This window comes from Amycolatopsis sp. NPDC049868 (assembly GCF_044461365.1).
Taxonomy (GTDB): Bacteria; Actinomycetota; Actinomycetes; order Mycobacteriales; family Pseudonocardiaceae; genus Amycolatopsis.
In genome coordinates this window covers 168802-180022 of sequence record NZ_JBITKV010000017.1, presented here as the reverse complement: position 1 = coordinate 180022, position 11221 = coordinate 168802, and the positions used below count along the sequence as shown (strand labels likewise).

Sequence of the window (11221 nt, the reverse complement as noted above, 5' to 3'; positions counted from 1 at the left end):
TCCAGGATCTGATCGATCCGTTCGTCCCCGACCAACCCCTGCGCCGCGACCGCCGCGGTCGCGGGAGCAACAGGTGGAACCTCCGTGCCATCCAAAGCGCGGGTGGGATTCAGGGCGATCGCCCGCTTCACCAACGGACCCGCCTCACCCCGCGACAACCCCGCCATCTCCGCAAACCAGCTCGCCGTACTGCCATGCCCGTACAAGTCTTTGACGCCACGAGACTCGATCTCCGCCAGAAACCGCCCCAAACAAGCGGTCGCCATCCGAATCACCTGCAAGGACTGCTGCACGCCATGGGCAAGCTCCAGCTTGCCGGCGCGCCACAGCTCCTGCGGCAACTCGGGAAGGAAGGTCTCGGACACCTCTCCATAATACCGCATATCTGTCGAACACGTGTTCGTACTTTTAAGTAATAATCAAAACTCATGAATAACACTGAAGGGTGATCTTGCAGGCCGCCGGCCCAACCGGAGCCGGTACCGGTCAAGCGCGACTCCAATCATTCCCCGATCACCGGAACTCAGGGAATCTCCCCGATGCGCCGACCACGAACCGAAGCGAGAGTGAACCGAACTCGATCCGACAAGAAGGAGAACAGCACGCAGTGACTTCACCCGCGGCACAGCTCGAATCAGCCCTCACCAAGACCATCGAAGAGAAAACAGCACAAGGAAGAACAGACCAACTGCCACCCACCCGAGGCTGGCATCCCGGCGCCAGAATCGGCGCCACAGCCGAACTCGGCGCACTGCTCGCCTACAACGACGACGGATCCACCGGGATCTGCAATCTCGAAAACGGCAGCGGAACGTGGCTGAACCTGCAACCCCAAGACCAAAAGCAAGACCATCGCCCATACTCGGTCTGGCGATGGATGGCCGCCTACAACGGCCGGCCCGCCTGCCTGATGGGACGCCTCGCTCCCGGAGCAGCCAGGCTGGAGCTGCGAGCGACCGACGGCACAGTGGCCGAAGCCGACATCGTGGACGGCACCTTCGCCGCCGAAATCGCGGTGGACATGGTCAGCCTGCGCCACGCGCGGGAAAGACTGGAAGCCCATGAAGCCGACTCCGCGGAAGGCCGCGCGGAATTCGAGCGGCTGCTGGCCGACTCACGAACGGAAATGACGAAGGTCAAGGTCCGGGTCTACGACAGCGCCGGAGCTCTCCTCTACGACGGCGCGGCGATCAACGCCACCGACTAGAAGAAACCGTTCGCTGGACTCCACTCAGGAGTCCAGCGAACGGACCTACGAGACCAGCCGTCTGAGCAACGACCCGGCGTCCTCGGCGAGACCATCGGCGAGATGGTGCAGCAGCGCCTGCTGAAACAGGCCGTCGAAAGCCGCGTAAGCGACCTGCTGCGTCACGACCGGCGAAGCGTCGGCGAGTTCGGCATAGCGCTCCACGACCCGCCAGATCATCGCCTGCCGCTGAGCGTCGATCTCGAGCACGTCCGCGCGGAACGCGGCCTCGAACAGGCTCTGGTTCCGCAGGTCGTACCACAGCCGGTGCATCACGGCGTCGGCTCGCAGCGTTTCCGCCATCGCGGCACCGAAGCCCCGCTCCAGATCCTCGGCCGTACGCGCCACGGCCACGGCCTCGTCGTAGCGGGTCACGCACACTTCCTCGAACTTGCGGACCGCGTAGGTCAGCAGTTCCACCTTGTCGGTGAAGTAGTAGTGCAGGACCCCGTGCGAGAAGTTCGACTTCTGCGCGATCTCCCGGAGGCTCGTCCTCGCGTATCCCAGCTCGGACAGCGCCTGCAGCGCGGACTCGGCCAGTTCCGCCCGTCGCTGGGCGAACTTGTCCACGCTCCGGCGTGCGATCCGCTCGCTCGTCTCGGTCACCACGAGTTCCTGTCCGGTCCGGGAGCCCGCGCCTGCCGCGGGTCCCACAGTCTAGCGTCGCGGAATTCTTGACGACTGTCCAAGAAAATCTTGACGACTGTCCAAAACTGGCTCAGGATGTGACCCACACCGCAACCGCGGACCGTCTCAAGGAGGAGAAGTCCATGGGTTCGTACGACCTTTCGGGCCGGAAAGCCCTGGTCACGGGTGGCGCGCAGGGCCTGGGCGCCGGAATGGCCGAAGCGCTGGCGCAGGCGGGCGCCTCGGTGGTCATCGGCGACGTCCAGGAGGATCTCGGGCGCGCCACCGCCGACCAGATCAAGCAGAAGGGCGCCACCGCGGGTTTCGTCCGGCTCGACGTCACCGACGAACAGAGCTGGGAGCAGGCGGTCGCCGCGGTCATCGGCGAACTCGGCGGGCTGGACATCGTGGTGAACAACGCCGGTGTCGAGATCACCGGGCTCGTCGCCGACCTCGACCCCGCCGACGTGCGCAAGATGCTCGACGTCAACGTGCTCGGCACCGCCCTCGGCGTGAAGCACGCCTTCCGCGCGATGCGGCCCGGCGGCCCCGCGGGCACCGGCGGCGCCGTCGTGAACATCGCCTCGGTCGCCGCGACCATCGCCTTCCCCGGTATCGCGGGCTATTCGGCGACGAAGTCGGCCGTCGACCGGCTCACCAGGGTCGCCGCGATGGAGGCCGGGAAGCTCGGCTACGGCGTGCGCGTCAACTGCGTCTACCCCGGTCTCGTACCCACTCGGATGGGCAATCAGCTCGCGCAGGACGTCGTCGAAGTCGGCCTGTTCCCCAGCGTCGAGGACGCCATCGGGGCGGTCGTCGGGCAGACCCCGGCCGGACGGCTCGGCGAGGTCGCGGACATGGCCGACGCCGTCGTGTTCCTCGCCTCCGACGCCGCCCGCTTCATCACCGGCGCCGGGCTCCCGGTCGACGGCGGAATGGGCATGTGACCAGCACGAACCCGAAAGGAATCACCATGAGCAGCCCCAAGCCCGTCGTGGTCTACGGCGCCTCCGGCTACACCGGACGGCTGATCTGCGAGTACCTGCGCGAGTACAACGTCCCGTTCATCGCCGCCGGCCGGGACAAGGCCCGTATCCAAGAGGCGATCGACCACGTGCCCGGCCTCGACACCATCGATCACGAAGTCGTCGAGGTCTCACACGACGTCGAAGCGCTCACCGAACTGTTCCGCGACGCCAAGGTCGTGTGCAACACCGTCGGCCCGTTCAGCGAGTACGGCCACGAAGTCGTCGAAGCCTGTTTGCGGACCGGAACGCATTACCTCGACACCACCGGCGAACAGGACTGGCTGATCGCCGCCGAAGAGCGCTACGGCGCGCGGATGGCCGACAAAGGCCTGCTGCTCTCCCCTGGCATCGCGCAGATGTACACCACCGGCGAGATCGCGGCGAACCTGTGCCTGGAGACGCCCGGACTGGACACTTTGGACATCCTGGTGTTCTGGAAGGGGTATCCCACGGTCGCTTCGACGAAGACCATCCTGGTCAACGCCGCGCTGTCCGCCGCGTACTACCTCGAACAGAACGAGTACCTGCCCTGGCCCGCCGACGGCGGACTGCAGGACGTCACCGTGCCCGGTCACCACGAAACCGGGCTGGCCCTGCCCTGGGGCGGCACCTCGCATCCGGTCTGGTTCAAGAACGACGCCCGGGTGGCCAATGTCAAGGCCGTCGGCGGTGTCTTCGACCGCGCGCTCATGCAGGGGGTACCGCAGATCGTCGCGGCCGTGCTGGAACAGGTGAAAGACCTGCCACTGGACGAAAAGCTCCGTGTGCTGGCGGAGCAGGCCGCCGCGGTGCGCGACGAGATGCCGCCGCGGGAGAACCAGCGGCTCAACACCTCGCTGGATTCGGTGCACGCCTCGGGGCCGCTGGGCCGTGCGCACTGTGTCATCCACGGCACCTGCAACTACAAGCAGACCGGGTTGATGCAGGCCTTCGGCGCCTACTCTCTGCTTCAACAGCCGCCGAAGCGCGTGGGATTCGCCTCCGGGTGCCAGGCTTTCGGCCACCGCGAACTGCTCGGCGTGCTACGAAGCTTCGGGCTGGTTTCGAAGCCGGTCTTGACCGTTCACGACTGACCGGAAGGACGAGCGCGTGCGACTGACCGACTACCTCGACAAGGGCGCTTCACTCGATCCGGCGGCACCCTGCCTCACCATGGGCGACACCTCCCTCAGCTACGCCGAAGTGCGGGAGCTGTCGTGGCGGGTGGGGCGGGCGCTGGCCCGGTCCGGGGTCAGGCCGGGGGACAAGGTGGCGATCCTGTCCGGGAACGATCCCCTGTCGTTCGGCTGTGTCTTCGGGATCAGCCGGGCCGGCGCCGTGTGGTGCCCGGTCAACCCGCGCAACGAGGCCGCCGAGAACAGGGAACTGCTCGACCTGTTCGACTGCACCTGCCTTCTGGTGCAGGAGTCCTTCGCACCGCTCGTCTCCCGGATGCTCCCCGAACTGCCGAAACTGTCCACAGTGGTCTGTCTCGACGGCTCGATGCCCGGCGCCGTCCCGTTTTCCGACTGGCTCGGCAGTGCCGAGCCCTGGGAGGAGACACCGCCGGACGATCTGGTCCTGCTCGTGGGCACCGGCGGCACCACCGGCCGCCCCAAGGCGGTGATGCTCAGCGGCACCAACGTCGAGACGATGTCGGCGCTCACACTGATGAGCTACCCGTTCACCGGACGCCCGCGCTATCTGGCGCTGGCACCGCTGACACACGCGGCGGGCGTGCTCTGTTTCCCGGTACTGGCCCTCGGTGGCGAGATCGTCGTCATGCCCTCGCCGGACCTCGGTGAATTCCTCGCGCTGGTGGAGAGCCGCCGGATCACGCACACCTTCCTGCCACCGACGCTGATCTACCTGCTGCTCGACAATCCGGCGCTGGACGACGCCGACCTTTCGTCGCTGCAATGCCTTTGGTACGGCGCCGCGCCGATGTCGGCCACCAAACTCGCCGAGGCGATCACCCGGATCGGCCCGGTCTTCGGGCAACTGTTCGGACAGAGCGAAGCCCCCATGATGATCTCCACCCTCGCGCCCGCCGAGCACGTCCACCCCGACGGATCCCTTGCCCTGGAACGGTTCACCTCGGCGGGCAGGCCCACTCCGCTCACCCAGGTCGCGATCATGTCCGAGGCGGGCGAGCTGCTCCCGCCCGGCGAACGCGGCGAGATCGTCGTCCGCGGTTCGCTGGTGATGCTCGGCTACTACAAGAATCCGGACGCGACGGCGGAAGCGAGCGCGCACGGCTGGCATCACACGGGCGACATCGGCTACCTCGACGAGGATCACTACCTCTACATCGTCGACCGCGCCAAGGACATGATCATCACCGGCGGTTTCAACGTCTATTCGGCCGAGGTCGAGCAGGCGCTCATGGCGCACGAAGCGGTGCAGGACTGCGCCGTGATCGGGCTGCCGCACGAGAAATGGGGCGAGCAGATCACCGCCGTGGTCCAGCTCCATACCGGGAAAACGGCGGCGGCGCAAGAACTCCGCGCCGCGGTCAAGGAACGGCTGGGCGGTATCAAGACCCCCAAGGAGATCCTGATCTGGCCGGATCTTCCCAGGTCCAAGATCGGCAAGGTGCTCAAGACCGAGATCCGGAAAGCCCTGCTGGACGCTGACGTCGCGCGAGTTCCTCCGCGGTAGGCAGCGGCCATTCGTAGCGTTCCTTGGCGATGCGGAGGTGGACCCACGTCTCCGCGGTCACGACGTCGGGCCTGCCGCTGATCTCTTCGAGCGCCCGGTCGAGCGCGCGGGCGGACTGCGCGGCGATGGTGGCGACGACGTCGAACCGGCCGATGGTCCTGGCGAGGAACTCGGTGTCGTCCCGCGCGGCGAGCGTGGCGGTCACGGAATCCCCGGCGCCTCGCACGTTCAGGCCGATCCCGCAGACCAGGCCGGCGTCCGGCCGGGCGCGGCTGAGCACCGGCGCGATCCGGATGACGTCGTGCTCGACCAGGAAACGCACGCGGGTGCGCGTGGCCGAGGGCGACAGTCCGACGTGCTCGGCGATGCTCGCGTAGCTTTCCCGCCCGTCGGCCTGCAGCCGCAGCATGATCGCGAGATCGCGGTCGTCGAGCCGCAACCAGGGCGGTAGCGGACGGCCGGGCATGAACAGGCCCTTGACCACGTCCACGTAGACGAGCGTGTTGACCTGTTCCACCTCCGGCAGGCCGCGGATGTCGGCCACCGTGCGATAGAGCTCGGGCGAGTCGGGCAGGCGCAGCTCCGCGACGGTCTGGTACTCCCCGCTCACCGCGGAGACGAACGCGGCGGCGGGCATCGCCGCGATGGCCTCCGTCGTCGCCTGCGAGCGCCCCGACGTGCGGATCGCGAGGTGCGCGTACGCGGTCAGGCCGAGGAACTCGGGGTGGACCGCCGCGACCACGCTCAGCGAGCCGTCGGCCTTCAGTTGCTCAAGCCTGGCCGACACGGCCGACCTCGAAGCTCCGGCGCGCTTGGCCAGATCGGCGACGCTCATCCGGCCGTCCGTGCGCAAAGCCGCGACCAGCGAGTCGTCCACGACGGTTTCTCCTCTGCTGAATTTCCGACGGCGGCGAGCACCATTTCACCGGCCGAAACAGGCCTTTGGCAGCAAGGATAGAGCGTTATGTCCGTGATCTTGTGCATATCGATCGTGAACACCGTCCGTACGCAACTGATCTGATTGCGCTCAGGGTTTTCGTCACTTACCTTCGCCCCACTTCACCGTCGTAAACCCAGGAGTCCGCCCGATGCGCCTGTTGCCCCTCGATCGTTCAGTCCTCGACGCGCGAGCGACGATCCTGCATCCCGATGAGCTGGTGACCGTCGACGACGCCACCGAAGGCGCCGAAGCGGTACTCGTGTTCGGCGAGGAGATCGCCGCGGTCGGTTCGGTGGACGAGTGCCGTGCCCGCGCGGCGGGTCTCGGCCGTCCCGAGCCGGAGGTGCGGCGGCTGCCGGGCACGCTCCTGCCGGGGTTCGTCGATCCGCACGCGCATCCCTTGATGTACGGGCAGATGATGACCTGGGTCGACTGCGGACCCGAGCGGGCCTCGACCATTCCCGCCATCGTCGCCTTGCTGCGCGAGGCGGCCGAAAGCACCCCGGCGGGCAGGCCCGTCCGCGGTTACGGCTACGAGCACCGCAACCTCGCCGAGAAACGCCATCCCCGCAAGGAGGAGCTCGACGCGGTCGCCGTCGATCGCGAGGTCTATCTCATGAACGCCAGCGGGCACGGCGGCGTGGTGAACAGCTTCACGTTGCGGCGCAACGGCGTCACCCGGGACACCCCGGATCCCGACGGCGGGGTGTTCTTCCGTGACGAGCACGGCGAACTCACCGGCGAGCTCTCGGACGCCGCGTGCAACATCCTCACCGGGGTCACCGGGGTGAAGGTCGGGCGGCACGGGCCGAACTTCCACCTCGAAGACGAGCCGGAGGAGCACGCGCGGCAGCTGGCCGCGGCGCAGGAGAAGTTCCTCGCCGCCGGGGTGACCGCGATCGGCGACGCCCAGGTCACGCGCCGCGAGTTCGACATGTACCTGAGGCTGGACGAAGCCGGGCAGCTCAAGACCCGCGTCCACATGTACCTGCTGTCCCATCTGCTCGACCAGGCCCTGGAAATGGGACTGCACGGCGCTTTCGGCACGGCTCGCCTCGCTTTCGCGGGGATCAAGTTCTACGCCGACGGCACGCTCGGCGGGTGGACCGCGTACTTCCCCGACGGCTATGTCGGCGACCCGTGCCGCACCGGGCAGCTCTACCACGACCCGAAGGACTACGCCGCGCTCATCGGCAAGGCCCACGAAGCCGGGCTCCAGACCGCGACCCACGCCCAGTCCCCCGACGCGATCGCCATGGTGCTCGACGCCATCGAGGACGCGCAGCGGCGGAATCCCCGGCCCGACGCCCGGCACCGCATCGAGCACTGCGGGCTGCCGTCCCCGGAGCAGATCGAGCGGATGGCCGCGCTCGGCGTCCATCCGGTCAACCAGCCTCAGCATTACTACAACTGGGGCGAAGGCGTCACCGACGCCGTCGGCACCCCCGGCGAGCGGTTCAACCCCCTCGGCGAGTTCCAGGCCGCGGGTGTGCCGGTCACGCTGAGCTCGGACGCCCCGGTCGCGGAACCGAATCCGCTCGAAGCCATCCAGACCGCGGTGACCAGGACGACCCGCCGCGGCCACCGGCTCGGCGGCGACGACCTGCTGATCGACGTACGCTCCGCCATCGCCGCGCATACGATCGCCGGCGCCCGGGTGCTCGGCCGTGAACGCGACCTCGGCTCGATCACCCCCGGAAAACGCGCCGATTTCGTGCTGCTCGGCGAGAATCCCCTCACCTGCGAGCCGGACCGGATCGCGGGCATCGGCGTGCTGGAAACCTGGATCGACGGCGAGGTGGCCCGATGACCGTCCAAACCGACACCCAGTCGCTCCGCCGAGCCCGCCGGGCCGGGCTCGCGGCCTTCGTCGGCACCACGATCGAGTGGTACGACTTCTACATCTACGCCACGGCCGCGAGCCTCGTCTTCGGCACCGTGTTCTTCCCGGCGACCGGCGACCGGCTGACCGGTGTCGCGGCGGCCTTCGCGACGTACGCCGTCGGGTTCTTCGCGCGGCCGCTCGGCGGCATCGTGTTCGGGCACGTCGGCGACCGGGTCGGCCGCAAGACCGCGCTCGTGGTCACGCTGACCATGATGGGCGCGGCGACCTTCCTGGTCGGCTGCCTGCCCGGCTACGACCAGATCGGCACGTGGGCGCCGATCCTGCTCGTGGTGCTCAGGTTCGTCCAGGGGCTCGCCGTCGGCGGCGAATGGGGCGGCGCCGTACTGATGGCCGTCGAACACGCGCCACCGGACAAGAAGACCTTCTACGGCGCCTTCGCCCAGGCCGGTAACCCCGCGGGCGCGTTGCTGGCCACCGGCCTGTTCAGTCTCCTGAGCACCGGCGGTACGGAATGGCTCACCACGTGGGGCTGGCGGATCCCCTTCTTCGCGTCCGTGCTGCTCATCGGCGTCGGGCTCATCGTGCGGCTGAAGGTCGAGGAGTCACCGGTCTTCGAGGAAACCGCCGAAGAAACCGGCGTCCCCATCCTGTACGCGGTGCGGACCAACTGGAAGCCGATCCTGCTGGGCATCTGCGTGCTGCCCGTCGCGGTCGGCGGCTACTACCTCGTCACCACTTTCGCGACGGCTTACGCGACCGATCCGGCCGTCGGCGTCTCCGAATCGCTCGTGCTCAACGCGCTGACCATCGCCGCCTTCGTCGAACTGGTCGTCAGCTTCGGCGCGGCCTGGCTCGGCGATCGCTTCGGCCGGGTGCGGGTGGTCGTGATCGGCCTCGCCGGCGTCGCGGTACTCGCGGCCCCACAGTTCCTGGTGCTGTCGACCAAGAACGCGGTGCTGATCATCGCGGCGTTCGTGGCGATGCGCCTGGCGATGACGGCGACCTACAGCCCGATCGCCGCCATCCTGTCGCAGATGTTCCGCCCGCGGGCGCGCTACACCAGCATCTCGCTGTCCTATCAGCTCGCGGGCGCGCTGTTCGGCGGCCTCTCGCCGTTGGTGTCGACGCTGCTGTTCCAGGCGACGGGCAGTGTCTGGCCGGCGATCGGCCTGCTGATCGGGATGTGCGTCCTGAGCATCGCCTGTGTGCTGGCCGCGCCGCAGCACACCGACGAGGTTTAGCGGATGCGGAAGCGCCGCATGAGTTTCAGCCCGGACAGCATCCCCTCGACGTACTTCTCGTAGGTCTGGCCGCCGCGGGGACCCATGACCTGCTTCTTGAGCACCGCGACGTTCTTCACGTCGGTGTACTTGAGCAGGCCCTGGTCCCCGTGGCGGGCGCCGACGCCGGAGTTCTTGACTCCGCCGGACGGCGTCCCCTTCGAGGCGTACGCGGTGGCCAGGATGTCGTTGATGTTGACGTTGCCGGACTCGATCCGCGCGGCCACCGCACGCGCGGCGCCGACGTCACCGCCCCAGACCGAGGCGTTGAGCCCGTACTCGGTGTCGTTGGCGAGCGAGACGGCTTCGTCGACCGTGCGGTACTTGTGCAGTGCGACAACGGGTCCGAAGGTTTCGGTGACGCCGCAGAGCATGTCCTTCGTGACGCCTTCGAGGATCGTCGGCTCGAAGAACGCCGGACCGAGGTCGGGCCGCGGTTTTCCTCCACAAAGGACGGTCGCACCCTTCGCGACGGCGTCATCGACGTGGGACTTGACCCGGTTCATGTGGTCGACGGAGACCAGCGAGCCCATGTCCGGACCGAAGTCGTAGGCGGCCCGGACGTCGAGAGCCTTGGTCTTGGCCACGTAGGCGTTCTTGAACTCCTCGTAGCGGGACTCTGGCAGGTACATCCGCTCGATGTGCATGCAGATCTGCCCGGTGTTGCCGAAAGCGCCGAAGATCGCGCCCTGCACGGTCTCGTCCAGATCGGCGTCTTCGAGCACGATCATCGGGTTCTTGCCGCCGAGTTCGAGGCAGCAGCCGATGAGGTTGCGGCCCGCCTGCTCGCCGATCACCCGGCCGGTGGCGGTGGAACCGGTGAACATCACGTAGTTCGCCTGGCCGATGAGCGTGGGGCCGACGTCCGGGCCCTCGCCGCACACCACCTGGAACAGCCCCTTCGGCAGCCCGGCCTGCTCCAGCAGCTCGACGCCGTAGAGCGGGGAGAGCGCGGTCTTGTTGTCGGGCTTCAGCACCACCGCGTTCCCGGCCATCAGCGCCGGGACGGCGTCGGAAATGCCGGTGGCGAACGGGAAGTTCCACGGCGCGATGATCCCGACCACGCCCTTGGGCTGCCGGATCTCGGTGGACGTCGTCAGGAACGGGACCGGTCCCCCGCGTTTCGCCGGCGCCAGCAGTTTGGCGGCCCGGGTGAGGTAATGGCTCATCACCATCGCCGGATCGCAGGTCTCCTCGATCGCCATCCGGCGGTTCTTGCCGCTCTCGACCTGGATGAGGTCGGTGACGGCGGGCGCGTTGTCGACGAAGAGCGTGTGCGCCCGTTTGAACACCTCCAGCCGCTGCTTGAGCGGTGTGGCCGCCCACTTCTCCTGCGCGGCACGCGCCGTGGTGAACGCCTGCTCGATGTCGGCGGGGGTCGACTGGGGCAGCTCGACGAGCACGTCGCCGGTGTAGACCTCGGTGAGCTTCCAGCTCGCGCCGGACGAGCCAGGAACGCGGGCGACGAGCCGTTGAAGGAACGCGTCGGTCACCGACGCCGGACGGGTGAGCGCGAGCGGTGTGACGGTCATGGCCCTCTTTCCGTCAGTTGTCCGAATATCTGGTGGTGAACCCGCGTCCGCGATCGACGTCGGCAGGGCGCTCGTCGGCGAT

The 11221-nt window shown here is 67.8% G+C and carries 9 protein-coding genes and 1 pseudogene; 6 read left to right on the top strand and 4 right to left on the bottom strand.

Annotation, left to right across the window (positions count from 1 at the left end; genetic code table 11):
• A pseudogene (locus ACIBTM_RS41460) lies at positions 1 to 365 on the bottom strand (HNH endonuclease); the annotation flags it as partial.
• Between the two features lie 242 nt (positions 366 to 607).
• On the opposite strand from ACIBTM_RS41460, the gene ACIBTM_RS41455 reads away from it, so the two are divergent.
• Positions 608 to 1207: a hypothetical protein gene (locus tag ACIBTM_RS41455; RefSeq protein WP_395882611.1), complete on the top strand. Its 600-nt coding sequence runs from the start codon at positions 608 to 610 to the stop codon at positions 1205 to 1207.
• Positions 1208 to 1252: 45 nt separating this feature from the next.
• Here the strand turns inward: ACIBTM_RS41455 and ACIBTM_RS41450 are convergent, their stop codons facing one another.
• Positions 1253 to 1852: a TetR/AcrR family transcriptional regulator gene (locus ACIBTM_RS41450; RefSeq protein ID WP_395882610.1), complete on the bottom strand. Its 600-nt coding sequence runs from the start codon at positions 1850 to 1852 to the stop codon at positions 1253 to 1255.
• A gap of 164 nt (positions 1853 to 2016) precedes the next feature.
• Between ACIBTM_RS41450 and ACIBTM_RS41445 the strand changes: the two genes are divergently transcribed.
• The 3 genes from ACIBTM_RS41445 to ACIBTM_RS41435 are packed head-to-tail and all read left to right on the top strand — an operon-like array spanning position 2017 to position 5541.
• Complete coding sequence (locus ACIBTM_RS41445; protein WP_395882609.1) at positions 2017 to 2820, top strand: SDR family NAD(P)-dependent oxidoreductase; 804 nt, start codon at positions 2017 to 2019, stop codon at positions 2818 to 2820.
• A 26-nt stretch (positions 2821 to 2846) separates the two neighbouring features.
• A complete protein-coding gene (locus ACIBTM_RS41440; RefSeq protein ID WP_395882608.1) occupies positions 2847 to 3974 on the top strand; it encodes a DUF5938 domain-containing protein in 1128 nt (375 codons plus the stop codon).
• A 16-nt stretch (positions 3975 to 3990) separates the two neighbouring features.
• Positions 3991 to 5541 (top strand): AMP-binding protein, encoded by a 1551-nt coding sequence (locus tag ACIBTM_RS41435; protein ID WP_395882607.1) that lies wholly within the window; start codon positions 3991 to 3993, stop codon positions 5539 to 5541.
• Here ACIBTM_RS41435 and ACIBTM_RS41430 read toward each other — a convergent pair.
• Positions 5480 to 6418, bottom strand: coding sequence for an Lrp/AsnC family transcriptional regulator (locus ACIBTM_RS41430; protein WP_395882606.1), 939 nt, complete (start codon positions 6416 to 6418; stop codon positions 5480 to 5482). The genes ACIBTM_RS41435 and ACIBTM_RS41430 overlap by 62 nt on opposite strands.
• A gap of 211 nt (positions 6419 to 6629) precedes the next feature.
• On the opposite strand from ACIBTM_RS41430, the gene ACIBTM_RS41425 reads away from it, so the two are divergent.
• Together ACIBTM_RS41425 and ACIBTM_RS41420 are read left to right on the top strand one after the other, a co-directional pair.
• The gene (locus ACIBTM_RS41425; protein WP_395882605.1) at positions 6630 to 8291 is read left to right on the top strand and encodes an amidohydrolase; all 1662 of its coding nucleotides are present in this window, start codon (positions 6630 to 6632) and stop codon (positions 8289 to 8291) included.
• On the top strand, positions 8288 to 9568 hold the full coding sequence (locus ACIBTM_RS41420; protein WP_395882604.1) for an MFS transporter: 1281 nt from the start codon (positions 8288 to 8290) through the stop codon (positions 9566 to 9568). Before ACIBTM_RS41425 ends, ACIBTM_RS41420 begins: the two co-directional genes overlap by 4 nt.
• Here the strand turns inward: ACIBTM_RS41420 and ACIBTM_RS41415 are convergent.
• Complete coding sequence (locus ACIBTM_RS41415) at positions 9565 to 11139, bottom strand: succinic semialdehyde dehydrogenase (protein WP_395882603.1); 1575 nt, start codon at positions 11137 to 11139, stop codon at positions 9565 to 9567. The two genes, ACIBTM_RS41420 and ACIBTM_RS41415, sit on opposite strands and share 4 nt — an antisense overlap.
• Positions 11140 to 11221 lie beyond the last annotated feature (82 nt).

Bases quoted from the DNA above. Each gene is read 5' to 3' on its own strand.
- ACIBTM_RS41445 (WP_395882609.1), top strand. From the start codon at position 2,017: ATGGGTTCGTACGACCTTTCGGGCCGGAAAGCCCTGGTCACGGGTGGC.
- ACIBTM_RS41440 (WP_395882608.1), top strand. From the start codon at position 2,847: ATGAGCAGCCCCAAGCCCGTCGTGGTCTACGGCGCCTCCGGCTACACC.
- ACIBTM_RS41425 (WP_395882605.1), top strand. From the start codon at position 6,630: ATGCGCCTGTTGCCCCTCGATCGTTCAGTCCTCGACGCGCGAGCGACG.
- ACIBTM_RS41420 (WP_395882604.1), top strand. From the start codon at position 8,288: ATGACCGTCCAAACCGACACCCAGTCGCTCCGCCGAGCCCGCCGGGCC.
- ACIBTM_RS41415 (WP_395882603.1), bottom strand. From the start codon at position 11,139: ATGACCGTCACACCGCTCGCGCTCACCCGTCCGGCGTCGGTGACCGAC.